The organism is Mesorhizobium sp. P3_A2 (genome assembly GCF_056403115.1).
This window is the reverse complement of sequence record NZ_JBFUGC010000015.1, coordinates 1-24,693: the sequence shown is the minus strand read 5'-3', so window position 1 is coordinate 24,693 and position 24,693 is coordinate 1. Positions and strand designations below refer to the sequence as shown.

Here is a 24,693-nt window from a genome sequence, read left to right as displayed (position 1 = left end):
GGCAAATGGCACAAAAAACTAGCAATCCTGGATCGCCCATCTTAGAACGCTACGACATCTCTCGAGCGAAATTAGTGATGACTTATAAAGCTATAATATATGGAGCTGGCGGGCACGCTCGGGAATTGCAGTTCCAGCTGCAGGCCGAAGGAGTACCTACGCTCGCCTTTGTTGATGATTTCAGGTCTGGTTTTGATATTGAGGGCATACCGGTGCTTTCCCAGGAAGGTGCCTCCTCACGTTTTCTGGACGGTCGCTGGTTCGTAGCGATCGGTGACAATGCTGGCCGGAAAAACATCCTTGCTGTGCTTCGAGACCTAGGCTTGCCAATCGGCTCATTTATTAGCTCGCGTGCTCTAGTTTCTCCGTCTGCATCGATTTCGGGAGCGGCACAAATATTTGCGAATGCCGTCATTTCAGCTGGCACAACGCTAGGGGACAACGTGATCGTCAATTTCGGCTCCATTCTTCATCATGACGTGAAAATAGGTGCCAATTCCTTCATAGCCGGCGGTGTGACGATTGCTGGAAATGTGAAGGTAGGCTCAGGAGTTTGGCTGGGCGTCGGTTGCACCGTAATCAATGGGACATCCGACCATCCCTTGAACATTGGCGACAATGTGGTCGTTGGCGCCCAGGCGTGCGTGGTGAGTGACGTCGGCGATCACGAAATCGTGGTCGGCGTGCCAGCAAAGCCGAGGTCTTTCTAGTGCCAAATACGCCGATCTATGTTGCTCGCCCAATCGTACCGACGATCGACGATTTCGTTGCACAATTAACTCCGGCACTAGAGAGCCGCCGGCTTACAAACGGGGGCCCGATCTCAGCCGATCTAGAACTTCGATTGGCAGAGCTATTCCGCACGCGCTATGTCAACCTCATGAGCAACGGCACCGTTGCAATCGAGATCGCGGCGAAAGCACTGAATTTTCAAAAAAAGGTTATAACCACCCCATTTACCTTCGCAGCTTCGGTCGGAGCTCTGCTTTGGATTGGTCTCGACCCTGTTTTAGTGGACATCGAAGAAGATTATCTTACAATTAGTCCCGACTCTGTTGTTTCGGCGATTGACGGAGACGTCAGTGGGATCCTGGGAGTGCACGTATATGGTTGCCCCTGCGATGTCGACGCATTGGCAATGATATCGAGCTCCAACCAAATTCCAATCCTTTATGACGGCGCGCATTTGTTCGATGCGACTTACAACGGACGCCCGGTGGTGAACTATGGTGACGCCACTACCATGAGTTTTCACGCGACAAAGCAATTTAATACCGGAGAAGGCGGCGCCGTGGTTACGTCGTCGCTCGAGGTCAACTCACGGGTTAGCATCCTGAAAAATTTCGGAATCGAATCTGAAGATTTGATTTCGGAGGTAGGAATCAACGGCAAGATGAGTGAGCTGAACGCTGCATTTGGCTTGGCAAACTTAAACGCCCTATTTGAAGAACGGGCTCGCCGTAGCGCCGTTACTCAAATCTATCGGGATAACCTCTCGGAACACCGTAAGATTCAGATAGTGCCCCAGCGCCCTGGGACCGTCGGGTCAAGCAGCTATTTTGCTATGAGACTGCCTGTCGAGAATGGACGACCACTCCGCGACAAAGTTTACCTGGCCTTACGTGAGATTGGCATTTATACGCGAAAGTATTTCTACCCCCTGATGTCCGATGTAGTGCCGTACACAAGCCGGATGTCACAAACATTGTTTGATCTTCCGAACGCAAAACGCGCGGCTTCGGAAGTGTTGACCCTTCCGCTGCATGGCGGGGTCTCAAACGATGATGCGTTATTCATTGCGAAATCGGTCAAGGACGCCATTGATGACTGATACCCAGATAACCGTCGTTGTACCAACGTATAACCACGAGGCGTACATTGAGGAGGCGATTCAAAGCGTTCGTAGTCAGTCGATCTTTCAGCACTGCAATGTAATAGTATCTGACGATTGTTCAGTTGATAATACAGTTGACGTCGCTCGGAAAGTGTCAGGCGGGGTCGCGAATATCACCGTTAGGAAGAACGCGTCGAACCTCGGAGTTATGGAGCATTACAAGCTGCTGGCACGTCTAGCGGATACGCCATACCTAGCAATTCTTGAGGGTGACGATTATTGGCAATCATCTGACAAATTAGAGCTCCAGAAGTCTCTCATGGATGCTCATCCGAGCGTCGGCCTATGCTTTTCTGCCTGCCTGGTGACTGATGACGCAGCAGGCACCAGTTGGCATCATCCAGGATGGCCGGTCAATCGGCATCGTGTGGTACAACTTCTCGACATGCTCACAAACAATCCGATCGCTACGTTTTCGAATTGCTTGTATCGGACGTACAGATTCGTAGAAGTGGTCGAACGAACGGACGTCAAAAGCGGTTACGACTGGCTCCTCAACATGACAATCGCTTCAAGCGGGGGAGCCCTATTTGCCGCTCGAACATGCACGGTTTACAGGTTGCACGCGAATGGCACATGGACCCGGCTTAATTCGGAGCAGAAGCGATCGGCAATTATCAAGTCGCTTTTAGCCTTGAAGAACAACGTCGACGCTTCCTTCGATCCTTACATCGACGCCGCCATAGCGAGCACTAAATGACGTCTAGTCCGCTGGTCTCCGTTCTTATACCGTCATACAACCACGCCCCCTTTGTCGGTGCGGCCATCGATAGCGTTCTTGCGCAGACGTATGAAAATTTGCAAGTCGTCATTGTGGACGACGCTTCGTCCGACAATTCTGGAGACGTGATACGATCAAAAAGTGACGAGCGAATTGTTCGTCGGTTTCTGCCCAGCAATGTTGGCGCATGTCAGGCCATGAATATAGGCCTTTCGATGTGTCAAGGCGCCTACATTGCGGTCTGCAATTCTGACGACATCTGGGTTCCCGCTAAGCTTGAGCAACAGCTCGAGAAATTTAAGGTCGGACCGAATTTGGCTGCTGTCTTTTCTGACGTTGAATGGATCGACGAGCTGGGCCGCCCTTTGTCATCGGCGAATTCGCCATCGTTTGAGGCTGTCTTCAGGCAACCGAATCGATCCCGCTTTACATGGATCAGGGATCTAATTGAGAGTGGTAACTGCCTCTGCCATCCGTCGGTGCTCATAAAACGCGAGGTTTATGGGACTGTTGGGACATATAACAATTTTTACAGGCAGCTCCCCGATTTGGACATGTGGCTTAGGGTCTTGCAGCACTACGAGATTTTCGTGATGCCTGAGAAGTTAGTAGGGTTCCGTGTGCATGCCACCAATACGAGTCGCCCAAGCCCTACGACTAGTAATAGGTCTATCAATGAACATAGGCTCATCCTTGTGAACATGATGAGGACGATTACTCCGGAGAATTTCTATGCTGCGTTCGGGTTTATCAATGCGTCGACGAGTTGCGACCCGGGTGCATTGAAATTTGAAATCGCGTCGTACTTGCTGGATCACCGAGGGCTATATGAGACGATGTTCAATCAGCTCGGAGCGGAAATCCTGCTTGAAGTACCGCCAGACGAGATAATTCAAAGAGGCTTATCTGCTCATCATTTTCACGAAAAAGTTGGCCGCAACTCCGCCTGGATCCCATATCCTCAACCTCGTGAAGACGCGGCCGTTTCTGGACGGCTGATCGCAGAAACAAGGACCGTTGAACTTCTAAGAATTGCCGGCAGGCGGATCAAAGTAAGCCTGCCCCGCCGCTTGAGGAGAATCGTCTTCAAGCCCTAACGGCTTCGGCTGGCTGCAAAGCCGACGTTTGCCGATATGTGAAGTCGTTTTGCACGTCTCTGGATCAATCCCGTAACGCTTCCTTCGCGCATTTCCAAGCGAGGGCGTTGAGCTTTTTGACTGCCGCCGGATGATCGGCGCTGAAGCGCTCGATATCCGCCCACTCAAGCTCACTTTCATGGGCCCGTGAGAAAATGCGACCGCGCCCGGATGCATTCAGGAACTGTCCACTATGGTGGTTGGCCAGATCACGCTCGACGGCGAGAAACTGTTCATTCTCGGAGTGAATTTTGATCGAGTTGCGATACGACACGAGGTCCGCCAGTTCGACAACCTCCGCCCTAATTTCGGAGAGATTCTCTAGAAGCCAGCGATGGACCCATGGACCCGGCTCTTCGCCCAATTTTACCAGCGCCACATTTAGTAACCGGTTGGTCTCCAATGCTTCGAAGCCAACGTGACGATTTGGGAAAGGGGTCGAGATATCCATCCCATAAGTTGAGATACCGACCACGCTCTGCCAAAAATGGGTGAACAGATCGGTGCCTTGGTCGATCACGTTATTATAGGCGACGAAGACAGTGTAGGGCTCGCCAAACGTCATCGCGCAACGTTGAGCGATCTGCCGATAGTGCCCCAGATTGTGCTTTGCGGGGTCTTCAACGAAAGCGCACAAGCGATTGACATACGTTTCCGTTGCGAAACTTTCAGTCCAGCCATGCTTTACAAGCTCTTGGGTGAATGATCGCAGGAAGCCTGACATCTCGCGGAAGTAGACAACAGCAAAAGCCCTACGGTGAGGATGCAGGTCGGCAAGAGCTTTCATTCCACGAGGGGACAACTCTGAAAAACCCTCGGAGGATATCACGATGTTTTCAGCGCGGTTCTTGAGCGCACCGTAGTCGGCTGCAGCAGCGCCAGGAGAAGGCGCTTCGAGATCGCCAGCCAGTGAGTGATGGGCGTAGTTGCCGATCTCCACTCTGACATCTGGGTAAACGATACCCGCGGCCATAAGCTTAGTCTGGTTTATCCGTGACAGCGATTGGATGTAGGTCGTGCCGGTCTTGGGTGTGCCAAGATGAAAAATCGTGGCACGCTCCTGTCTCTGGAGTCTCCGAAGTACCGGAGCTTGGTGCGTGGGTTTGAGAAAGAACATGTAAATTCCGTTGATACCGAAAAGTAGTGAATTGAAACGCGGCGTCAGTACCCCTGTTGTTCTGCTCCCGTTGGATGAGCTGAACCAAAATCGGCGTGACGCAAACCCCAAGGCGACCTGGCTAGCATCCTAGCGGTGGTCGTTCGGCGATTGTTACAAACAATTGTCGGCAGAGATGCCGGCGCCTTCGTGCAACTTGTGGCCTATGCGGTCGAAGCCGCTGGCGCTTCAGCTCGCTGCTGGAGCCGCCATTTGCTGATCGGCTTTTCAATATAACGCCAAAGCGGAACCGCGACCAGAAGGGACAGCGTGCCCGACACGGTAAACAACAAAAGTGGGTTAGCCGGCATCCACCCCGCCATCATGTAATGGACGCAGATTTGCTGGATAGGCCAAGCGAAGACGAAGACACCGTAGCTGTAATCGTTTTGCAGCTTGATCGAAAACGGTGCGAAGGCGCAGATGTAGATCAAAGCGATGGGCATCGCCAAAAGGTAGATGAAATAGCGTACCTCCCATATCGTGACGTCCCAGATGAAGCCGAATTTCCACCATGCTTGCACGAAGGCCAAGACGTCATTGGACACGTGTGGCGTAAACAGCAGGGCGAGAACAGCTATCGCCGGTGGGCCAAGGCGAGCTATCTCGATGCTTTTCTCAAGCCGGATGTAGGCACCGCAGACGAATAAAAGGACCAAGGGCGCTATTACGGTCTGACCGTTGCTGGCGGACTTCATGTTGATAATGATCAGCAGAAGACCGACCACGTAGACAGCTCCGATAACTGACGGGCGCAGCAGAGCCATAATGCCAAACAGCGCAACGCCGATGTACATCAGGACTTCCCAGTTGATTGTCCACAAGCTCCCGTGGATGATGCCTGCCTGCGGTTGACCGGCATAGTCGTTAAAATAAGCAGCGGCGGCGAGGGCAAAAGCGTGGCTGACGATCAACGCTGGAAGCAAACGAGCCGCACGGCGAAGCACAAAAGGCCAGCCTGGCGAGCGAGCCCAAGAGCCGGCGATTAGGTATCCGCTGATCACGAAAAAGCAATGCACGGCGAAATTGCCGAGCGACCTGTTCATGACGATCGGTTCAACTGGAAGTCCCAGCATCGGATAGGAATGACTCAGTACGACACTGAGCGCAGCGATCAGACGAATCGCTGTGAAATTATCGCTGCTCGGACGAACCGGCGAGACCGCCGTCATGAGCGGAGACTTTCACACCAATGCATCGGACAAAAATCCTCGCTATAACCGCGCATTACCGCTGATTCACAAAAGTCTCAATCTGATTTGAAGATTTCCTGCTAGAAAGCAAATCAAAATCTGTCTTTCGAGGCGTTTAGCGGATCGGAGCAGTGAACATTCCGGCTTCGTCGACGACTTTGTGACGTCAACGCCGAGTTGCGTAACCGATACCTGGTCCGCTGCCTCCAGTCTAAAGGCTTCACAGTCAAGATGGATGGCCGAGCCTGTACCACAGAAGCAGAGACAAAAAAGGCGATTGCGGATCGAGCGGCTGGGCAGTTTCCGCAGTGCGCCGTAAGAGCTTAGGTCTCGCGCGTTTTGACGCAGGTTTGGCAATAAGGTCTCTACGTCGCCATCACCGCCCTGATGATCGCCAGTGCTGGCGCTACAGGCAGCGCGAACATCGTCGGCATGGCGGCCTGGCTCCTAACTGCCAAAAAGGAAGCGGCTGAGGTCTAAACGGCTTCCTATTTTTTCTTCAGCCACTGCCAAGCCAAGGCAAGCGCTCTGATGGCCAGCATGACCGCGCATGTGGCTGCAAGCACTATAAGGATATGAGATGTAGGAAGCGAAACGGATTGCCGACAACGCTCATCGTCCAGCGCATAGTACGTCAGCGCGGCTGCAAGCTTTGTATCGGCGAACAGGGCTATGAAAAGGATCGAAGCCCTCATTCGCGTTTCCGCTAGCTCTGCCCCGCGTTTCTGTACGGTTTCTGGACATTAGTGAGATCTGCGCCATATGGCAAATTCCACGGCAGCGGATTTGTCCCAGACAATGCGCAAGATCCAGCTACAACGCTTGCCATGCGGCTCAGCATGTTCATGGCGCATTGTTGAGGCTTCCAGCCCCGAACGCGCGGCGCGGAAGGCCGAGCGCGAAATCGCCGAGCCCAACTGGATCCGCGTCATTGACGAGGGCGAAAAAGAACACGAGTTTCCAGGCGGACCTTCTCCGTTAGACTGACGTCTATCAGAGGGGCCGATCAGAACTCTTCTTCTTTCGTTCGAAAAGCGCAACTTTGGCAGGGTACCCAATTCGCACCCTTGTCTCGCATTGGCTGCAGGTGAAAGCGGAAATAACTTTAAGCCAAGAGCCCTTCTTGACGATCAGACAGCCGCAGTTTGGGCATTCAAATTCCAAATCCTCGTCTCGCATGTCATCTGAAATAGGCATTGCGACTCCCAATACGCAAACAGGGCCGATGCGGAGGCTTCGGTCCGCGGTCTCATTAACTTCGCGGTCGTCGTGCGGTTCCTCGAGCACACAAAAAATCTCGCGCCAGGAGGGTGGCAGCGGGTCCCTGTCCGCTCATCAAGAAAGCCCGCTGCCGGACCTTGAGGGGTTAGACGGCAGCGGGCCTCGATCGTCCACGGAGAGCGATCTGCAGTGGACAAGAAAGCCGTTCAGCCCACGGCAAGAAACCAACTACAAGAGCGCGTCGGATGTTCCAACCAGACCCAAAAAAGCCCGCCGGCGCGAGCCAGCGGGCTTTTCCTTTGACGTGATTTTGGGCCTATTTGCCCATTTGCATTGCCATTTTGCAGAAATCTGCATGCGACTTCGCGACGGCTTCGTCGGCACACTCCTTCATTATTGCGGCCCGGTCGTCCGCACTCATGGCCGTCCACGCGGCCTTGACGTCCGCTTCCGACTTCATGGTCTTCATGCCGGCGTCGGTGAAGAAGGGAGACATTTTTGCCGGATCATCGAGCGCTGAAGTGCCAGTGGAACTTCCGGCGAACGCGGCACCGGTCATAAGTGCGAGCGATGCGCCGAGGACGAGCATTTTCGAGTTCATGAAATTCCTCCTGATCGATGTTAGCTGCTTAAGTGCAGCCGTGCTAATGCAATGTCGATTAGGAGAAAAGGTTTCCAACAGAACCTGAAATTGTAGCACTCGCTTCCGATATGCATCGAGCCTCCGCTTCGCGGGACAGCGCGCAACTATCCGCCTCCGATGGTGTTCGATCGTTAGGTGGCGACAAGCCCTCGGATCGAAGCCAACGGGCTTCAAAATGGCCCGCGCGTTCGGTCAAGGCGGCGCGGGCCGACCATGATGTATTCATCTTGGTCACCGGCAAACGCTGAGGGAGCACGTGCCGGGTGAGTCACAACAGTCTTGGTGACGGGACGTTCCGGCCATGCACAAAAAAGCCCGCTGGTTCGAGCGAGCGAGAAGCTTTCATCAATGGCCGACGAAGTTGCAATTCTCATCGACGATTAGGTGAAGCTTACATCGGGTCAACTCACCCGTGTACCCATAAACCCGGCGGCGTGATGCGACCAAAGCAATGTCTGCTCTGCCCTATAGCGACGACTTCGGGCGGTCGCGCAGTATGTCGCGATGGGCCAGAGCCGCGGACATTCGCTCCAAGGCCGGCGAGCAGACGTTGGGACAATCCGGCCATGGCATGCGTCTGGCCACGCATGGCAGGACCGGCCAAGCGTGGACATGTCCGTGCGATCAGACAGTCGGGACCGTGCCGCCGTCGACGACGAGTTCCGAACCATGGATCGAAGAGGCGCGATCCGAGGCCAGGAAGGCGATGGCTTCGGCGACCTCGAATGGTTCGGCTCCGCGTCCGATGGCAATGCCGCCAAGGCCGTCCAGGACGAGCTGGCGCGCGTCCTCTAGCGTGCCGCCGTTGGCGGCTTGGATACGTTCCAAAAACACCTCGGTCCCCTCGGTCATGATCCAACCGGGGGACACGGCGTTGACCCGCACGCCCTTCGGACCCAGTTCCTTGGAAATCGACTTGCTGTAGGTCCGGAGTGCGGCCTTGGCGGCGGCGTACGCGGTGGTTGCCTCGGGAAGCGGCAGGACGGACTGGATGGAGGTGACATGCACCACCGCGCCGGCGCCCCGCGCGATCATCTGCGGGATCAGGAGACGATCAAGACGAACCGTGGCCAGCAGGTTTAAGTTCAGTTCGGATAGCCAGTAGTCGTCGGTCAAGGCGACGAAGCCGCCGCCTGGCGTGGTCGAGCCGCCGAGCACATGGGCGAGAATGTCGACGCCCCCCAGACGCTCGAGCGCCGCCTTAGCCAGGGCTTCGCCGCCCTCGGCCGTCGTCAGGTCCGCCCGGACGAACTCGACACCATCAATGGGATCTAGGGCTCCGCGGGCGGAGGTGATCACTTGGGCGCCGCCGGCAAGGAAGCGGTCAACGGTGGCGCGGCCCAGACCCTTGGTGCCGCCGCTGATGAGCACACGCTTTCCCGCGAACTCGATCGGATCAGCTTTGATGGTCATGCCGTGATCTCCAGAGCTTTAATGGCGTCATTTTCGAGCGTGAAGCGGTAGGTGAAGCGGATCGGGCTCCCCTTGAAGTCGCCATGGGCCGGCCCTTCGACGACGACCTGATCGTCCTCGTGGCGAACGGCATCCGGCGTAAAGATCGCCTTGACCGGGATCACCGCTTCTTCGAACAAGGCCCGCATTCCGGCGTAGCCCTCGTGACGGCCTCCATCAGCAAAAAGGACCGCGTCGCGCGTGAAGGGGCTCAACATTCCGTCTACATCGAGACGGGCGTTCGCGGCCACATATGCGGCAATCGGGGATGGAAGTTCGAGCGTCATTGTTTTTGTCCTTTTCAGTGGCGGCGCAGCTGGAGCGGCTGAAGCGGTTTCCAGGCAAGATAGCGATGGACATCTGGCGCGATAATCAGGACAATTCGGGATGCTTCATCACGAAAGCAGGGATTATGGTGCAGAGCAGCCTGACGGAATTGGACGCCGTTCTAATGGTCGCCCGGCGGGGAAAGTTCCGCACGGCTGCCCTTGAGCTCGGGGTTTCAACCACCGCGCTCAGCAATGCGGTCGGAAAGCTGGAGCGCACGCTGGGCGTACGGCTGTTCAACCGGACGACGCGAAGCGTCTCCCTAACGGAGGCAGGCCAGCAATTCGTCGCGCAAGTCGCTCCCGCCGTGCGTGACATTCATGAGGCGATGGAGGTTGCGCGGTCTCGACAGGCGACGCCTTCGGGCACACTGCGCATCAACGCCTTTCCGACTGCCGCGCGGGAGATTTTCTCTTGGCTCGTCCTACCGTTTCTCCAAGTGCACCCTCAGGTCCATATCGACATCGTTACGGAGGGTCGCCTGGTGGACATTGTGGCTGGCGGATTCGACCTGGGCGTCCGTAGCTCAGATCTTGTCCCAGTCGACATGATCGCACTCCCATTGGGGGTCGCGCGGCGCAATGTTGTGGTGGGCACACCAAGCTATTTGAAAGCGCACGGGACGCCCGTGATCCCGCAGGATCTCGCCGAGCATTCCTGTCTCCGCGTCCGGCTTCCCAATGGCGCAATCTATCGCTGGCCGTTCGAGAAGGATGGAAAATCGGTCCATATCGACGTTGAGGGCGCCGTCACCCTCGACGAAGCGAGCCTCGCACGCTCCGCGGCCCTCGCTTCCCTCGGTCTCACCCTGGCGATGGAGTCCGACGTACGAGACGACATCGAGGCAGGCCGCCTTGTGGGCGTGCTTGAGGATTGGATGCCAACGCTCTCGCCCTTGAGCCTCTACTATCCGAGCCGACGCAACCCGACCGCCGCGTTCAAGGCGTTCGTCGACTTCGCGCGGCGGCAAGGTGGACCAGCATTACCCTGACGCCGTCCATAGCTTCGGAAGCGCCAGTAACGCCCGCGCCTCTTCGGGAAGGGCGCGGGCCGATCGGAGGCCCGATCTTCGGCGAGCGATGGAGGGCACCACCCGCCGCAGGCCTCAACCATCAGCGGCGGCTAATGTTCCGTCAAGCCACGATCTGCCAGCGGAACCTAGCCGCGCCGAAGGCGTTTCAACTGCTGTACAACCAAGGAGGCAACGGCCATGGATTGGAACCGCGTTGAAGGTAACTGGAAGCAGGTCAAGGGCAAGGTCAAGGAACAGTGGGGCAAGCTGACTGACGACGATTTGGACCGCATTGCCGGCAAGCGCGATCAGCTCGAAGGAAAGATTCAGGAGAGATACGGCATTGAGAAGGACCGGGTCCGGAGAGACGTCGATGACTGGTATTCAATGCAAGGCTGGTAGATCGGAATCTCTACTTCAAGACCAGTAATTTCAAGGGGCGCCCGATGGGCGCCCTTTCTGTTGATTCATTCATCTCTCCAGATCACCCGCCGCTCCCATCGAATCTCAACCAGGCGCCGGTACCGGATCGTCACATGCTCTTGCGCCACCGGGTGGAACAGCTCCGCGCTCATTGATTCCTTGCGGCCGCATTTTTCGCAACGAACCTTTGCTCGCACCTGATCAATCGAAACGTTGCCGATCACCTCGCACAACTCCTTCGGTTTGTAGAACCGCTTGATGTTGCAATGCCCGCACCGGATGCGCGCTACCTGCCCGGCGTCGTGGGCATGCAACAAAGTCCAAGGGACGCCCTTCGGCCACTTTTCTGGTTGCTCCGGCATACCTGGAAATGGGGAGCATTTTCCCATCTCGTCAAGGCTGGGTTGACTCTTTTGTTCTTATTTTGTTCACTGTTGGCAGGATAGCCACATGAGGCGGATCGAGGCATCGAAGCGCTGGCTGACTTGCCACAACGAACGGAAGAAAGTTGTAATGATTGAGGTGCTTTACACCGCCGAAGGCCGGCAAGAAGAGTTGTCTGTCAACATTATGCGCGACCGTCCAGAAATCGAGAAGGCAGCCAAGAAGGCGTGCAAAATCTTGAACAAACTCACGCCGGACGGCGCCATTTTTGCGACCGGCTGGATTATGACCGATCTGATCGTCAGCCTCATGCCCAATGAGGAAGAGGCAAAGGAATTGTTCCGGATCGTGCAAGGCCAGATCGAGCGCGAATTCAAGACAGCATATGCCGACCTGGCGCGCGGGCCTGTGAATTAGCGCGAGGCTGTTAAATTAGGGGGCAACGCCATGTGCGGTCGCTACACCCGATATCTGTCATGGTCGGAGATCCACGGCCTTTACCGGCTGACGGCGCCGGCTGAGGTCGGCCGCAATGACGCTCCACGCTACAACATAGCGCCGACCGACGAGGTGCCGTTCATCACCGCTGGCGACGACGGCAACCACAAGCTTCGGACCGGCCGCTGGTGGCTGGTGCCCTTCTGGGCCAAGGAAATGCCCAAGGCCGCGATGTTCAACGCCAGGATTGAAGGCGTCGACATCACACCAGCCTTCCGCGACGCCTTCAAGTCAAAGCGTTGTCTCATCCCCGCCGACGGGTACTACGAGTGGACGATATCACCAGCTGACAAGAAGCGAGACCCTTGGCACATTTTCCAGCCCGGCCACGCGCCATTCTCATTCGCCGGGCTGTGGGCCTACAACTCGCACCTCGACGTCACCAGCTGTACGATCATCACGCAGCCGTCTGCCGCGCCTGTCAGCCAGATTCACGACCGCCAGCCGCTCATCCTCGATCCAGCCTATTACGACGCCTGGCTCGACCCCAGCACGCCAGGTGGTGACTTGAAGGACATCTTGCGTCACGACATTGATGGAAGCCTGCAGTTCTATCGGGTCGGCCGAGAGGTCAATGCGGCAGCTGTCAACAAACAGCCCAACGACTACGCCGGGCTTATCGAACCGATCAAACTGCTATGAGCGACGTTGGCTCTAACCGTTTTCGCAGCCTACGCCGTCACGGTCGAGGTCATAAATATCCGAGCCAACGACCGTGACTGGCCCACACATATGCACGACCATTGCCCTTTCCAGAGGAGGAATCAACATCGCTGGCTATCGGCACACGGGCCCGGTGTAGTTTGCCCGCCTTGACGATGCCCGTCGAATGTTGCGGATCATTCACGTATGATGGGCGGCAATCAGTCATGGGGAGGCAGCGAATATGCGAACAATCGATATTTTTGCGGCCGGCGCTCTGTGCATCGTGCCTTCCAGCCTGCTGGCGGCCGACGGAGTTTCCGTCGAGCGCGGTTTGTATATTTCGATCATAGGCGGCTGCCATTTCTGCCACACGGAAGGATACCGTGAAGCCGATGGGAAAATCGACCCGGAGAAAGCATTGAAAGGCTCTTCCGTTGGCTGGCAGGGTCCATGGGGCACAACCTATGCAGCAAACCTCAGGGACTTGGCGATGGGCTTTAACGAGGACAAATGGGTCGACCACCTCAAGAACAAGGTCAATTTGCCGCCAATGCGCTGGTACCAAGTCCAAGCCATGAGCGACAGCGACTTGCGTTCGGTGTATCTTTACATCAAATCACTCGGACCACCCGGCGAGTTGGCCCCGTTTTACCGGGAGCCCGGCAAGGAGCCGAGGACACCTTATGTCACACTAGTGCCACCTCAGACTCCGAAGAGGAAGTAACGACCATCGCCCATTCGGCTTCGGCGTTGTCCTCCTCGATCTGCACCTTAACGCCGTCCTGGGCCATCGTAGCAGCTATGGGCGACCACCCCGTCTATATTCGCCGGGGTCGATAAATGCCCCTGCCCACAAGTTGCGTTTGGCACTGCGGGCTTCGCGCTCTTCGGCAAGGTATCGAGGCGCTTGTTTGTCGGCGACCGCCAATCCGTGCTTTACCAGGTCGCGCGCGAGATCGATGCTCCCAACGAAGCAGACGCCGACATCGTCGTCATTGCGGTCCTTGCCTTCGATGGTGCAGGATACATCCCCAGAGGCAATGAGATGGCGAATGTGGTCACGCGCATACCTGCCGCAGGGCCAGATCTTGCCAGCGGCATCAAAACACGGCTGGGAAAGTTCGGGGGCATCGACACCGAGTAACTGAACTCGTTTCTTGTCACGCCACAGCGTGTCGCCGTCATCAGCAAACCAATGCTCTACTGCGGACACCGGGCCACAGGTCAGCACGAAGGCGAGAGCGAGGGTTAACCTACACATGGCCGAGCAATGTGATCATTGCGCCTTTCTCGTCGTATTGAAAAGTGCACCGTTTCGAAATTTCCGGGCGGGCTTGGCCTTCCCCTGTTGTTCGGCGGTCGGGCCGCTCCTTCGCAAAAATCGCCGTGGTGCTGTCCGTTTGGGCTGTTCAAACGCCTAGCTGGGGACGCTACTGACAGCCCCCGCGTGTCAACCGCGCCCTTGCGGGGCGAACCTTGCTCGCAAACGCAATCCTCCCGGAACATCTCGACGACAGCGACGTTCGCTTGGATGGCTATAGTTACGGGACTCGCGGCTGCCCTGGTGGTTCTCTTTATCGTGCTGCTGTTAACCCACGCAGTTCGAGACCTTCAAAGCGCGCCCAGCTATCATCGGCTGTGTCGCCGGCTGCGCAAAGGCTCCTAGTTGTGGAAGAGAGGTCGGCATGCTTTCCCTGTTGAATGCGCTTCACGTCCATGCCGCAAAACGAGGCGATGGGCTGTTGCCGAAGTTGTTGACCGTGTCGCCATGGCCGCACGAACAGCCGATGAATGAGAATTCAGCTGCAGGCCGAGGGCTGCATGGAAAAAATGGCCCGACGAAGCCTCGGGCCTAGTGGGGAGCCGACCGACGAAACGACGGGACCGGGCGGTTCTTGCACCATCCGACATCAACGTGACCGCCCGATGACTATGTGGGGTTCCTCCAGGTCTTTCGCGGTGCGGCTACAAGTTGCGATGTACGCCAGGGAGGGCCGATGTTTTTTTCGTCCGCCTCGGAACTTGTCTCTTTCATCGAAGTTTCGATTGGCTTGGTTCCCTCACCGAGCGTCCGGAAGGGAAGCCCGTCGATTGCGCCCTCAAGAGGCGGGCTTCCTCTCATCCGCCGCCCTGCTTCAACCGCACTTCGGCCTGTTGGAACGTGTGGATTAGAGCATCCTGTGCTTCGTTCAACACGCTCTGGCTATATGCGTCTACAGGCCCGAATGTATGGAAGTCGGCAAGCAAAGCGGTCTTCAGGGCTAGAAGGTGGCTGACAGGGTCTTTCTGGCTCATCGATATGGCCACAAGTTCCGACCGCATGAAAATTTCAAGGGCAATAATTCTGCCCTGCAAATGCTCATCCATTGTTGGCACTCCTCCCAAACCTGCGACCTAGCCAGCCTGTAGTTCTTGGGCAGCGGTTGAAATCGAATATGACCATCATCCAGCCGAACATGAGAGGGCCGGTGCAACCGCAGGAGCACTCATCAGAACAAGTGGCCAGGGAGAAATATAGCGTTGAGCCGCTACAACCTCATCGACCATAACACCACCAGCGCCACCACGATGCCAACCAAACAGTATGCGATCCAGACGATGATCATGGGTCTAGTGCAATGTTGGTCGCGGCAGGTTGCGTCGGACCATGATCTCGACGAGACCTTGATGGATATCATCCCAGCTTTCGACTATTTCGCTTTCGCTTATCCCAGCCGCCTTTGAGTCAAGGAACAGGCGCGTCGCGAGATGGAGGAGCGACACGTCGTCAACGGAACGGGCGTCGAGAACGTCATTTTTTTCCAGCCACAAATGCAGGAATTGAACAGCTCGCTCGCTCATTCCGGGAGCCCCGGGTCAAAGTGGGCTATCGCGTCCACCAACGTTCGATAGAGGCTGGAAACTTCCTCATCGATCTCTTCGCGCTTGATCCCGAGCGCCTTGGCATCGGCGAAAAGCTTGTGGGTCAGTTCGCTCACCGAAACGGCATCGGCCTTTGCCGTCTTCGGGATGTTGTTGGCGATCCAGCGATCGAGGAAGTTGATGCCGCGAGTGCTCATGAGCGAATAAGCTCGCGACGTATATTAGGTTCCGCTGATGCGCTTACCCTGCGTCAGGCGCTGGCTACTTGTGCGTGATCCAATCCAGCAATTCGGCATCCACCACCTTAACACCGGTATAGTCGCGGATCATGTGCAAGGCATAGTCACGCCATCGATCTTCGGGAATGCCCTCTTCATGGGCCGCTTTTTGAAATGCGTTTCGGAGGATTTCAGCATCTAGTGCCGACACCTTGGCGTCTGACATCGCAGCATCCCGCTTTGACAGGAAAGGCGAAAGCGCTGTCCTCTTTCAATCATCCCCATGCCCTTAAGCGGCAGATGACGTCTGGCAAAATAAATCCGCGTCCGTACCTCGCAAGTTAATTTTAGCGACGGCTCATGCGGGTCTGTTTCCCCTTCCTTTGCCCGGCACATTGGCCGAACAGATGAGGACGCTTCCCGCGCCCTGGCGAGTCCTATGTGGCGCGCGAACTGGATACCGACGAGTCCGAGGAGAACTTTGATCGCGTGTTGAAGAAGGTTATCGGAGACGCCCATCCTAAAGGCCACGCGCCCCCGGCGCCAGAAAAGAAGTCCAAGCCATCGCGTGTGGCTGGTGCTCCGGTCTCGGTTTGTTCCGGCGGTTACAACTAATCGCAATCGCCGGGTTGCTGGGCCGCAAAATCGGTCGACTTAGGCTTCCTCGTCCCTCTCTCCCCAATGTCGCCAGTGGGTTGGACTCACGTCGACAAGCCTTCCGGTGACAGCGTGCTTCCACCCTTCCGGAATCCTTTCGCAAGGGAAAACCAAAGAGTGCATGGTCCCCTCGTCCAGAACGGCGAGTTCCAGCATATGGAGAAAGGGCGCGGTTAGGATACTCTCCCACATTGAGCAATTATGAGCTCAATTCAGCGCGCGGATTTGATTTCAGTCAGATTTAAGCCGCCGAGACGGGGCGGTCACGCGCCTGGTTTGTCAACGACAAAATCCCCCTACGGCTGGGTAGCGCTGGCTTGCGCCTTACGAACTGCGAATGAGCTTCTTGACCGTTTCTCGGTCAGAGCGGCGCCTAGCGCCTCTTACCTTTGCCTGTCGGCTGGGAGGTCTTTGACGGGTTGGCCTCTTTGAGAAGCTTCAATGCTTCCTCGTGGGTAAGGTCGCATCTGCGGGCGTAGAAGGCCGCTTCGGCCATTCGTTCGCGGTCGATTGGTTCTTTTCGGCTCTGCTTTGCCTTCTTGCCCACGGTCCAGATCATAACGCATCTGAGACCCTAAAAGGTTAATTCGCCAGCTGCCGAGCGGGTCCTGGCTTCCGTGTGCGGCGCAAAGAAGCAGCGGATAGTCAAATTCGGAGATGACGTGCAGATGTGATACTGGCTGTCTTCGCTCTCCAGGACGCGTTTCTTGGGGATGAAATACCGGCCGTTACCTCCCGTGCGGATGTTGAAATCGCCGCCGGGCAGAGGCTCCACGTAGCGTGGGCTGATGACCCGACAATCCTTCTTATCGTCGCAGCATTCATAGCCGGTGACCGGATCCTGGTAGCCGGTATACCAGTTGTGAGCGACGACGAGCGCGATCAAAAAGAGCCTCATGTGTCAGAACTTTTGCGCCTCCAGTCAAATATTAGCAAGCGCTTGACTAACGGCAGCGCGTGGCACAGTCTCGCCGCAAATGTTATCTTTGGCGATCCGTCCTCGATCGTAGAAAGATCGTATCAATGGATGATTGGAGAATCGGGGATATCCGGGTCACCAGAATTCTGGAGATGTGCGACCCTCTGCTGACCCCATCGGAATGATTCCCGGACTGCACCGACGAAGCACTCGAACCGCATCTTCATTGGCTTAGGCCCCGATTGATATCGCCGGCAACCGGCCGGCTTATTTTTCCCATCCAGAGTTTTCTGGTTCGTACCGGGCGCCATACCATTCTGGTCGACGGTTGCGTTGGCAACGACAAGACGTGCGCATACTTCCCGCATTGGCATCGCCGCAATGACGGCACCTTTTTGGAGCGGCTGGCGAATGCAGGTGTTGCTCCCGAGCAGATCGACTATGTGCTGTGCACCCATCTTCATGTCGACCATTGCGGCTGGAACACACGATTGGTGGACGGGCGTTGGATGCCGACATTCCCCAACGCCCGCTACATCATGGCGCGGCGCGAGTTCGAGGCCGCACAGGCGGCCTCCGGCGATGCCGACGAACGGACCTATGAGGACAATGTACTGCCAATCGTCGAGGCTGGTCGGGCTGTGCTTGTCGATATGGATTATGAACTCGATGGCGAAGTGTGGCTGGAGCCGACGCCGGGCCACACCCCGGGGCACGTAGCCATCGGACTGAGATCTCAAGGCGTAGGAGCAGTGTTTTCCGGCGATCTCATGCATTGGCCGATGCAATGCATATACCCCGACTGGAACTTTCGGTACGATACGGACCCTGACCAGGCACGCCGGACGCGGTGGGCATTCCTGGAGGCTTGCTCGGACAACGGCCGCATCGTCATGACGTCACATTTTCCCTTGCCGTCGGTGGGAACTATCTCGCGACGCCACTCATCATTCTGGTTCGAGGATCATGAGCCGCCGTAATCGCCGAGGATGCCGGTCACGCGATCGCTGCCATTAAACTCTGGCATTGGCCTTTGGTCGGGGTTCCGCGATCACACATACGTGCCGACGGATTGTCTTGGTTGGGGTGCTGCACCGGCCTTTTCACACGATGTCATTGACGTGCAACAGCTCTAATCTTCCTCGCGAAAATCCTGCAGCGAAGCATGGCGCAGGTCTGCCTCGCCGCGCAGATGCTTCACACGGCCGATCAGGCCCGGCTTGACCCATTGCGTCGCCGGTCGCTTCATGCCTTTCGGCGCCGGCCCAGCGTGTTCCTGAACCCGCTTCCAGAGCCGATCGCGGATTTCCCGGCTCGAGTTGATGAAGGCAGAGCCGATATAGCGCCCGGTGCCGCGCTCGGCCATGAGGGCAAAGGCCGGTTGGCCGGGCTCGCGCTCAATGCCGAGCAGGTCGTATTCGCCAATGGTGTAACACTTCGCTTTCAACCAATTGGTCGATTGCCCGCTCCGGTAAACGCTGTCCCTGCGCTTCGAAACCATTCCTTCAAGCCCGGCTTGATCGACGAGATGGAAGATTGCCGCGGCATCGCCTGGCAGGGACTGGCTGAATTGGATGCGTCGGCCCTCTGGGATCATAGCTGCCAGTATCTCGCGTCGGTCCTCCAGCGGCATGTCTCGCAAATCGTGGCCATTGAGGTGCAAAAGGTCGAAGGCGACGAAATACAGGTCATACTGCCGCTGGGTGATAGCCTTGCGCAGTGCTGCGAAGTCGGACAGCCCGGCATCGTTTAGAACGATGATCTCTCCGTCGATGATGGCGCTTTGTACCTCATCGAGTTCGCTGGCGGCGCTGGCAATGTCACGGTACTTCGTCGTCCAGTCGAGGCCACGGCGTGTGAAGACGCGGACCCCGCCGGCATCCTTGACAATCTGCGATCGGTAGCCGTCGAACTTGACTTCGTGAATCCAGTCGCCGCCTTCGGGAGGCTTCTCGACAAGAGTCGGCAACAAAAGTTCGACGAACTTCAGACGCAGCATCAACACACCCACAACCCGGCGAGTTAATTAGCATGCGCTTGATTAGTTCCGGAAAATTTTAACGGATCATTGACCGCACTGTCCCAAAATAGGACGGCGCGGTCAAATCCATACCCGGCTGCGCAGGCGGCTCCGGCAGGCTACGCCCTACCCAGCCCAGTGTGTCGGGGCCGCTTCCACAAATCAAAAAATACCAGCAATGGTTGAATCAAGGGTTACGACAAGTGGTTTCCAAAAGGGGAATTCAACGAGGTTGAGGAAAACAAAAAAAGCCCGCCAGGGGGCCAGCGGGCTTAAATATCTAAAGGCTGACGAGGGGTTGGCTTACTCGTCGAGAACAAATTAGCTAAAGCTTATATTGTGGGCAATTAGTCCTTACGGTCTATCGGCCTAGCCCCTTCTCCACTCAGCGAAGACGTTAGATCCGGCAGGGAGCGATTGAGCGGTGCAAAGGGCGCAATCAGCGAATTCTGGCCGCTGTTGCCAGTTCGCTACAGCGAAGTTTCTGGCAAGCTAATATAACCTTCGTCAGCGCTAGGGCGCCGAGTTGTTGGCTGGGGCGCCGGGTTGTTGGGGGCCAATCCTTGGAACCCTAGCGTAGTACGAGGGAAGATGGCCCGCTGACTTTGGTCGGCGGGTTTTTCTTTTCGTAGCGGCGAAATTAGGAAGCGGTACCCTTCCCATCGGCCGAAACCAGGTGGCTTGATGGGAATTGGCCCGCGCGTTCGGTCAAGGCCGCGCGGGCCGACGAGGATGGTGACATCTGGCCTTCGGAGCGTGCGAGGGAGCACGCGCCCGAGTTTGCCAGTCTCTGCGGAAAGAAGTTCCAGTCAATCGAAAGAAAGCCCGCTGCCGGACCTTGAGGGGTTAGACGGCAGCGGGCTCCGATCGTCCACGGAGGTACGATCTACAGCGGAGGAGAAAGCCATTTCGTTCCGCTGCCTCATGCGAACATCGCCGCTTGCCCTTGGTTCCCGGCTCAAAGAAAAAAAGCCCGCCGGCACGAGCAGGCGGACTTGGCATTTCTTACCGATAGAGGCTGCTCGCCTCCAAACAACTTAAGCTGGCGGCTGGGGCGGCGGCGGGATCTGTGAGGCTGGTGGTGATGCTGTCACTGCGGAGAGCCGGTCCTTTTTGTTCAGTGCCGGCTTTTCATATGCTTTCTTCATTTATACGTCCCTCGCTTTTTCCCTCATCCATGAATGACGTAGACCGCCCAACGTTGTCAAGGAGTTGGAAACCTCGAGTCTCGTGAGCCTTAAACAAACAGCCCGCAGCTCAGCGCGGCTCTCATCGCTGCCCCTTGAGCGGTTTTTCGCTAACCAGCAAGCCATCCAGCATGGGCAATCGCGCGCCGCATTCGGAGAAGCAGAAATAAAAATTTGCCATCGGACGGGTGACAAGGCCAAAGGCGCGGAGCCTGGCAAGATGTGCCGCGAGAGGGCCGATCGGCAGAACTTTCGCGGCGAGGAAACCGACGGAGAGTTCGCCGCCGGCCAGGGTGGTTCATGATCAAAAACCGCTTCTTATTCCCCATCAATTCGAGAAATTTGGCTACACTCTCGACTTTGGCCGCGAGTTCTTTCGAAATCATCTGGAGCGGTTCTGCATCGCATCGAAGATGACGTCGAACACACTGCCGACTTCTTCGGTGATCTCGTCCAGGCTGATGCCCTCTTTTTCGGCCGCCTTAATAGCCTGATCGGCAAGGTCGGTAATTGCCGCCGGATCGTCGGTGAAGGCGTTCGGCAGATGCTCCGTCATCCATTTTTCTAGGAAGTCAATTCCGCGCTTGCTCATTGAAGGACCCAAAAAGCGACCAGAACGAAGGAGACAAGAAACAGTGCCGCGGCCGCTACCAATGCGCCCTTGCTCACCTCCCGCCGTGGCTGAGGGTCGGGTACAAGTTTCCTATGGTTCGGCTGTTCGTTCATGCGAGATTAAGTTGCGGCAGCAAATTAGGTTCCGCTAATCCTTAGACGGGTCGGCCCTGAAACGATCACTGGGAAAAGAGCGCCATTTATCCAACCGAACAGGACAGGGCCGGTGAAGCCCCCTACGGCTGAAACGCACACGGAACCATTGTCTGTCGCGCTACGTTGGATCACCGAGACAGCAAGCGGCCTTGCGGCGCGGCGTCTGGTGAAAGAGACCGGGATTACCGAAGCCCAAGCCACCGAGCTTGTCAGCTTCCTTGGGCCTCACAATTGGACATCGCTGTTGCGCGAAGCGTCTATTTTGAGGAAGCCCTAGAGCCGGAGGATCGCGTCACTTTTCAGGGCTTCACCCTCAGCTCGGCCTGAAGTCCTTCGGAGTCTCGTCAACCATTATCGACCAGGTGGACCTCTGCATGTCGCGACCACAACCGAGGCGAACAGCCCGCGGCGGACAGTGGCAGGTACTCGAACGTCCAAAACATCCTGGCGCGCTCTAGATGAGCTTTGATAAGCGGGAAAACCAAGCCAGGACGGTCTCAGCGTGAGAAGCGCCGCCCCTCTTGTGGCACGGGGCCTCGATACCGCCGCGGTGGCGCTGCGCCTACAAGGTCGCGGATTGGCGGCTGCTGCTCAACGGGACGCACGTCCACATCGGCCGTCTTTCGCACGAGCCAGGCGGGCAGGAGTTCCCTGAGTACCGATTTGAGGTAATCCATCACAGCCCTTCGCGGCTAGTGGCGCGAGGGCGCAGTTGCTTCTGTCAGCCTTGCGATATCTCGCTCGACCTGTTGGGCGGCCGCGTCGGTTTCGTCCATGCTCCGCACGAGTACGTGCTGCAGCAATGCGAGCCGGGCTTGCCGATATATTGGCCCGCTCCTGGCGATTTCAGGATCGAGAGGAAAGGTCGGTGTCATGGATTAGACTCCTTTTTCCAGTCGGCCCGGCTCATTCACAGAGCCGGGTCTGCAATGGACGGAACTCAGTTCTGGATGATGACGTGACGATGGCGATGCGGGCGATCATCGCGCCTGATGACCACGACGTCGTCAGAGCGGTGTTTCCGGTGCCAATAGCGTTTGCCGTGCCAATGGCGCTTGCCGTGGTCGTAGAAAGCTTCCCGGCCGTGCTTGCGATAATGGAGGCGCTGGCCGTCCTCATTTATGACAATTGCGGGCCTGTGGTGATGGCGGTGATACCGGTGCTGATTAGTGGCAATGACCACGTCGGCCGAGGCCGCCGAAGCCAAGGTAGGCGCGGCCAGGCAAAGCGACATCGCGCCCAGAATCAGGGTATTCTTCATTTTCAGATCTCCGAGGAACTACAGTGCCCTTCGCTGGGTAAACATCGCTCCCGGACTTTTGTTCCCCGTTGCGGTCGCAAGGTCCAAGTTGAGCATCGTGCCACGTCAGTATTGTGGACGATTGAGCGTCACCGGGCGTTACTTTGGATTATCCTTAAGGGGATCATCCTTAAGGCGCAGCTGGTCGGATCCGATGCGACTACAGAGCATCGCAAGGCTGAGACAAACGCCGGTATCGTCGTCCAAAGCCTGATTTGCTTGATCAAGCGAACGCTCCGCACGCTTCACGCGCAGCCGGGCCTTCGCCGCTTCAAAGTCATAGATTTCGACCATCGTTCCGAATCCTTACGGTTCGAGGTCCCTTCGATAAACCAACCTCCGTCGGCCGCTTTGGTTCCTGCGGCGGCCGAACGCAAGCGATGGCCGGTCAGCGGGAGGCAGCGGGCACAATGCAAATTTGCCGCGCCGCCCTATTGGGCTGGCTCGAACTGATGCGGTCGGACAGCGCCGTGCTTGCAGCCTACGCCTTTGCTTCGTTCAACGAGGCGTCGTGCGCCTGCTGCTCGCGCTCCCATCTTTCCTCCTCGTCAGCTTCCTCTTTGTCCAGGTCCTCCCGTCGCTGCCTGATGGCGTTCATGGCGCTCTCATGGCGGCTACGAGCCCGTTCGAAAACGGCATTGGCCTTGGCAATCGCTCGTTCGCGTAGCCTTTTCGCACGCTCGCGCTCGGCCTCTGCTTTTGCGCGATCGAGGGCCTCACGTTTTTTCTCCTTTTCGAGAGCCGCAGCCGCATTCAGTTCCGCTTTCTCTGCGGATTTCTTGTCGGCTTTCTTGCTAACGTCCTGGCGTTGCACACGATCCTGCGCAACTCGCTGACCCACGTCGGGTGCTCTCGGAAGCGCAGCCTTTTGAGTGAATTTCTCGCGCGATCCGACAGGCCGCCGCAAAACCACGCCTGGCGTGGCTATCGCTGCTTCAACCACTTTGGGGTCTTCCGTCTGTTTCGCGAATCCGCGCTTGAAGATGTCGGGGTCCGATCCCCATGCTTCTGCGGCAGCCTTCATCGATGGTGCGGCGACGGCAAGGTCAAAGAAGCCGATGGAGGTTTGATAGACTTTGAGTTTCTTAGCCATCCGATAGCGACCCTTACATGCACCGCGTTTTGGAGTAGATGGACCTTTGCACCCTTTGCCCGCGGCGCCCCAGCTTTTGCCAGGCCGTTCGATAAGCTCGTGGTCCTGCAAGCTGCACGCATCGTCGAAGGTGCGGCAGATCTGGCACTAGTCGCGGCTTATAGGCCTCAGATTGCTGCAGAAAGGTCAAGGAACATATTAGCCATATTAAATGTTTGAATGCTTATGGACAGCCGCAACCTACTCTCAGCAGATCAATTAAGAGCAGCACGATCCCTACTGAACTGGTCGCGGGTCCGACTTGCCGCAAAGGCCAATCTTAGCGAAATGACGATCAGCGATTTTGAGAACGGCGTTAGGAAACCGCGTCCCCATAACATCGCTGCCATGCGCCAAGCCTTTGAGGACGCCGGAATTGTCTTCACCGTCGGAGGCACTCCATCGCTCGCCCGCCCTGAAGATGATAATGGTCTCACCACCGACAATAGAATGTGGCGCCGCCGGCAGAGAAAGGCATAAGGGAAACCCCGCCATCCCTCTCTTTCGCATCGCGCCGTGCTCTACCTCATGCCTACACGGCGTCCAGCCCCTTGCAGGGACGCTCGATAAGCTCGCAGTCGCGTCGCGCGGGCCATGCCTCCGACGAATTGGCGGTCGCCTCCTGCACCCATCAACAAACAGAGCTGAGCTCGCTGTGCAGTTCGTTGGATGCAGCGGGGCGCCTCCTCCCCGCTGTGCCCCTTACAGCTTAAGGAGCGACTGTCACTCCGAAGGCCAGGAACTGCTCGCACCAACGCCGGGGATCAATTTGTCCTGTTAATCGACGTAACCGCCAGGTTCGTCAGCTTGTTGTTGGTGGCTTTTTCCTGGTCGAGGATCTCGCTGAGCAACTTGTGCGCCTCATCATGCCCAAGATCCTTTGCCCATTCCCGCAGCGAGCCGTACCGGGATATCTCATAGTGCT

General features: G+C 56.8%; 32 protein-coding genes. 14 read left to right on the top strand and 18 right to left on the bottom strand.

Annotated elements, in window-relative coordinates; genetic code table 11:
• Positions 1-77: 77 nt before the first annotated feature.
• Genes AC1DXM_RS27410 through AC1DXM_RS27395 form a run of 4 tightly spaced genes read left to right on the top strand, consistent with a single transcriptional unit; the run spans position 78 to position 3,712 of the window.
• Complete coding sequence (locus AC1DXM_RS27410; RefSeq protein ID WP_477238037.1) at positions 78-710, top strand: NeuD/PglB/VioB family sugar acetyltransferase; 633 nt, start codon at positions 78-80, stop codon at positions 708-710.
• A complete protein-coding gene (locus AC1DXM_RS27405) occupies positions 710-1,831 on the top strand; it encodes a DegT/DnrJ/EryC1/StrS family aminotransferase (protein WP_477238035.1) in 1,122 nt (373 codons plus the stop codon). Before AC1DXM_RS27410 ends, AC1DXM_RS27405 begins: the two co-directional genes overlap by 1 nt.
• A complete protein-coding gene (locus AC1DXM_RS27400; protein ID WP_477238033.1) occupies positions 1,824-2,594 on the top strand; it encodes a glycosyltransferase family 2 protein in 771 nt (256 codons plus the stop codon). Before AC1DXM_RS27405 ends, AC1DXM_RS27400 begins: the two co-directional genes overlap by 8 nt.
• Positions 2,591-3,712 carry a glycosyltransferase gene (locus AC1DXM_RS27395; RefSeq protein WP_477238031.1) on the top strand — a complete coding sequence of 374 codons (1,122 nt, stop codon included), beginning with the start codon at positions 2,591-2,593 and terminating at the stop codon, positions 3,710-3,712. Before AC1DXM_RS27400 ends, AC1DXM_RS27395 begins: the two co-directional genes overlap by 4 nt.
• A 64-nt stretch (positions 3,713-3,776) precedes the next feature.
• Here the strand turns inward: AC1DXM_RS27395 and AC1DXM_RS27390 are convergent, their stop codons facing one another.
• The 3 genes from AC1DXM_RS27390 to AC1DXM_RS27380 form a co-directional block, all read right to left on the bottom strand.
• The gene (locus tag AC1DXM_RS27390) at positions 3,777-4,868 is read right to left on the bottom strand and encodes a hypothetical protein (RefSeq protein WP_477238029.1); all 1,092 of its coding nucleotides are present in this window, start codon (positions 4,866-4,868) and stop codon (positions 3,777-3,779) included.
• 203 nt (positions 4,869-5,071) lie between these two features.
• Positions 5,072-6,079, bottom strand: a complete 1,008-nt coding sequence (locus AC1DXM_RS27385) for an acyltransferase family protein (RefSeq protein WP_477238027.1) — start codon at positions 6,077-6,079, stop codon at positions 5,072-5,074.
• Positions 6,080-6,588: 509 nt separating this feature from the next.
• Positions 6,589-6,795 (bottom strand): hypothetical protein, encoded by a 207-nt coding sequence (locus AC1DXM_RS27380; protein ID WP_477238025.1) that lies wholly within the window; start codon positions 6,793-6,795, stop codon positions 6,589-6,591.
• Between the two features lie 103 nt (positions 6,796-6,898).
• Here AC1DXM_RS27380 and AC1DXM_RS27375 point away from each other — a divergent pair, with 103 nt between their 5' ends.
• Positions 6,899-7,087 (top strand): hypothetical protein, encoded by a 189-nt coding sequence (locus AC1DXM_RS27375; RefSeq protein ID WP_477238024.1) that lies wholly within the window; start codon positions 6,899-6,901, stop codon positions 7,085-7,087.
• Between the two features lie 550 nt (positions 7,088-7,637).
• Here the strand turns inward: AC1DXM_RS27375 and AC1DXM_RS27370 are convergent.
• The 3 genes from AC1DXM_RS27370 to AC1DXM_RS27360 all read right to left on the bottom strand — a co-directional run bounded on the left by AC1DXM_RS27370 (position 7,638) and on the right by AC1DXM_RS27360 (position 9,703).
• Positions 7,638-7,922 carry a hypothetical protein gene (locus AC1DXM_RS27370; RefSeq protein ID WP_477238022.1) on the bottom strand — a complete coding sequence of 95 codons (285 nt, stop codon included), beginning with the start codon at positions 7,920-7,922 and terminating at the stop codon, positions 7,638-7,640.
• 666 nt (positions 7,923-8,588) lie between these two features.
• Entirely contained in the window at positions 8,589-9,377 is a 789-nt protein-coding gene (locus AC1DXM_RS27365; protein ID WP_477238020.1) for an SDR family oxidoreductase, read from the bottom strand.
• Positions 9,374-9,703, bottom strand: coding sequence for a nuclear transport factor 2 family protein (locus AC1DXM_RS27360; protein ID WP_123166947.1), 330 nt, complete (start codon positions 9,701-9,703; stop codon positions 9,374-9,376). The genes AC1DXM_RS27365 and AC1DXM_RS27360 overlap by 4 nt, the downstream gene beginning before the upstream one ends.
• Positions 9,704-9,828: 125 nt before the next feature.
• Between AC1DXM_RS27360 and AC1DXM_RS27355 the strand changes: the two genes are divergently transcribed.
• Together AC1DXM_RS27355 and AC1DXM_RS27350 are read left to right on the top strand one after the other, a co-directional pair.
• A complete protein-coding gene (locus AC1DXM_RS27355) occupies positions 9,829-10,734 on the top strand; it encodes a LysR family transcriptional regulator (protein ID WP_477238204.1) in 906 nt (301 codons plus the stop codon).
• Positions 10,735-10,953: 219 nt separating this feature from the next.
• The gene (locus AC1DXM_RS27350) at positions 10,954-11,157 is read left to right on the top strand and encodes a CsbD family protein (RefSeq protein ID WP_112564507.1); all 204 of its coding nucleotides are present in this window, start codon (positions 10,954-10,956) and stop codon (positions 11,155-11,157) included.
• Positions 11,158-11,222: 65 nt separating this feature from the next.
• On the opposite strand, the gene AC1DXM_RS27345 is transcribed toward AC1DXM_RS27350, so the two are convergent.
• Positions 11,223-11,402, bottom strand: a complete 180-nt coding sequence (locus AC1DXM_RS27345; protein ID WP_477238017.1) for a hypothetical protein — start codon at positions 11,400-11,402, stop codon at positions 11,223-11,225.
• 226 nt (positions 11,403-11,628) lie between these two features.
• Between AC1DXM_RS27345 and AC1DXM_RS27340 the strand changes: the two genes are divergently transcribed.
• From AC1DXM_RS27340 to AC1DXM_RS27330, 3 genes are all read left to right on the top strand, one after another.
• Positions 11,629-11,979 (top strand): hypothetical protein, encoded by a 351-nt coding sequence (locus AC1DXM_RS27340; protein WP_477238015.1) that lies wholly within the window; start codon positions 11,629-11,631, stop codon positions 11,977-11,979.
• 30 nt (positions 11,980-12,009) lie between these two features.
• A complete protein-coding gene (locus AC1DXM_RS27335) occupies positions 12,010-12,702 on the top strand; it encodes an SOS response-associated peptidase (protein WP_477238013.1) in 693 nt (230 codons plus the stop codon).
• A 244-nt stretch (positions 12,703-12,946) separates the two neighbouring features.
• Positions 12,947-13,429, top strand: a complete 483-nt coding sequence (locus AC1DXM_RS27330) for a hypothetical protein (protein ID WP_477238011.1) — start codon at positions 12,947-12,949, stop codon at positions 13,427-13,429.
• Between the two features lie 75 nt (positions 13,430-13,504).
• Here AC1DXM_RS27330 and AC1DXM_RS27325 read toward each other — a convergent pair whose 3' ends face one another.
• Both AC1DXM_RS27325 and AC1DXM_RS27320 read right to left on the bottom strand, forming a co-directional pair.
• Complete coding sequence (locus AC1DXM_RS27325; RefSeq protein ID WP_477238009.1) at positions 13,505-13,966, bottom strand: thermonuclease family protein; 462 nt, start codon at positions 13,964-13,966, stop codon at positions 13,505-13,507.
• A gap of 857 nt (positions 13,967-14,823) precedes the next feature.
• On the bottom strand, positions 14,824-15,072 hold the full coding sequence (locus tag AC1DXM_RS27320) for a hypothetical protein (RefSeq protein ID WP_477238007.1): 249 nt from the start codon (positions 15,070-15,072) through the stop codon (positions 14,824-14,826).
• A 153-nt stretch (positions 15,073-15,225) separates the two neighbouring features.
• Between AC1DXM_RS27320 and AC1DXM_RS27315 the strand changes: the two genes are divergently transcribed.
• Positions 15,226-15,429, top strand: a complete 204-nt coding sequence (locus AC1DXM_RS27315; RefSeq protein ID WP_477238005.1) for a hypothetical protein — start codon at positions 15,226-15,228, stop codon at positions 15,427-15,429.
• A 113-nt stretch (positions 15,430-15,542) separates the two neighbouring features.
• Here AC1DXM_RS27315 and AC1DXM_RS27310 read toward each other — a convergent pair whose 3' ends face one another.
• From AC1DXM_RS27310 to AC1DXM_RS27300, 3 genes are all read right to left on the bottom strand, one after another.
• On the bottom strand, positions 15,543-15,764 hold the full coding sequence (locus AC1DXM_RS27310) for a DUF768 domain-containing protein (protein ID WP_477238003.1): 222 nt from the start codon (positions 15,762-15,764) through the stop codon (positions 15,543-15,545).
• Between the two features lie 64 nt (positions 15,765-15,828).
• Positions 15,829-16,011, bottom strand: coding sequence for a hypothetical protein (locus AC1DXM_RS27305; protein ID WP_477238001.1), 183 nt, complete (start codon positions 16,009-16,011; stop codon positions 15,829-15,831).
• Between the two features lie 1,005 nt (positions 16,012-17,016).
• Complete coding sequence (locus AC1DXM_RS27300) at positions 17,017-17,328, bottom strand: hypothetical protein (RefSeq protein ID WP_477237999.1); 312 nt, start codon at positions 17,326-17,328, stop codon at positions 17,017-17,019.
• A gap of 275 nt (positions 17,329-17,603) precedes the next feature.
• Between AC1DXM_RS27300 and AC1DXM_RS27295 the strand changes: the two genes are divergently transcribed.
• The gene (locus AC1DXM_RS27295; RefSeq protein WP_477237997.1) at positions 17,604-18,341 is read left to right on the top strand and encodes an MBL fold metallo-hydrolase; all 738 of its coding nucleotides are present in this window, start codon (positions 17,604-17,606) and stop codon (positions 18,339-18,341) included.
• A gap of 152 nt (positions 18,342-18,493) precedes the next feature.
• Here the strand turns inward: AC1DXM_RS27295 and AC1DXM_RS27290 are convergent, their stop codons facing one another.
• Positions 18,494-19,357, bottom strand: a complete 864-nt coding sequence (locus AC1DXM_RS27290; protein ID WP_477238202.1) for an ATP-dependent DNA ligase — start codon at positions 19,355-19,357, stop codon at positions 18,494-18,496.
• 1,254 nt (positions 19,358-20,611) lie between these two features.
• Between AC1DXM_RS27290 and AC1DXM_RS27285 the strand changes: the two genes are divergently transcribed.
• The gene (locus tag AC1DXM_RS27285) at positions 20,612-20,872 is read left to right on the top strand and encodes a hypothetical protein (RefSeq protein ID WP_477237995.1); all 261 of its coding nucleotides are present in this window, start codon (positions 20,612-20,614) and stop codon (positions 20,870-20,872) included.
• Between the two features lie 78 nt (positions 20,873-20,950).
• Here the strand turns inward: AC1DXM_RS27285 and AC1DXM_RS27280 are convergent, their stop codons facing one another.
• The 4 genes from AC1DXM_RS27280 to AC1DXM_RS27265 all read right to left on the bottom strand — a co-directional run bounded on the left by AC1DXM_RS27280 (position 20,951) and on the right by AC1DXM_RS27265 (position 23,729).
• Positions 20,951-21,160: a hypothetical protein gene (locus tag AC1DXM_RS27280; RefSeq protein ID WP_477237993.1), complete on the bottom strand. Its 210-nt coding sequence runs from the start codon at positions 21,158-21,160 to the stop codon at positions 20,951-20,953.
• Between the two features lie 1,116 nt (positions 21,161-22,276).
• Complete coding sequence (locus tag AC1DXM_RS27275; RefSeq protein ID WP_477237991.1) at positions 22,277-22,597, bottom strand: hypothetical protein; 321 nt, start codon at positions 22,595-22,597, stop codon at positions 22,277-22,279.
• Between the two features lie 138 nt (positions 22,598-22,735).
• Entirely contained in the window at positions 22,736-22,930 is a 195-nt protein-coding gene (locus AC1DXM_RS27270) for a hypothetical protein (protein ID WP_477237989.1), read from the bottom strand.
• Between the two features lie 187 nt (positions 22,931-23,117).
• Positions 23,118-23,729, bottom strand: coding sequence for a cell envelope biogenesis protein TolA (locus AC1DXM_RS27265; RefSeq protein ID WP_477237987.1), 612 nt, complete (start codon positions 23,727-23,729; stop codon positions 23,118-23,120).
• Between the two features lie 219 nt (positions 23,730-23,948).
• On the opposite strand from AC1DXM_RS27265, the gene AC1DXM_RS27260 reads away from it, so the two are divergent.
• On the top strand, positions 23,949-24,248 hold the full coding sequence (locus tag AC1DXM_RS27260; RefSeq protein ID WP_477237985.1) for a helix-turn-helix domain-containing protein: 300 nt from the start codon (positions 23,949-23,951) through the stop codon (positions 24,246-24,248).
• Between the two features lie 284 nt (positions 24,249-24,532).
• On the opposite strand, the gene AC1DXM_RS27255 is transcribed toward AC1DXM_RS27260, so the two are convergent.
• The coding region (locus tag AC1DXM_RS27255; protein WP_477238200.1) for a YciE/YciF ferroxidase family protein at positions 24,533-24,693 on the bottom strand (161 nt) is incomplete at its 5' end.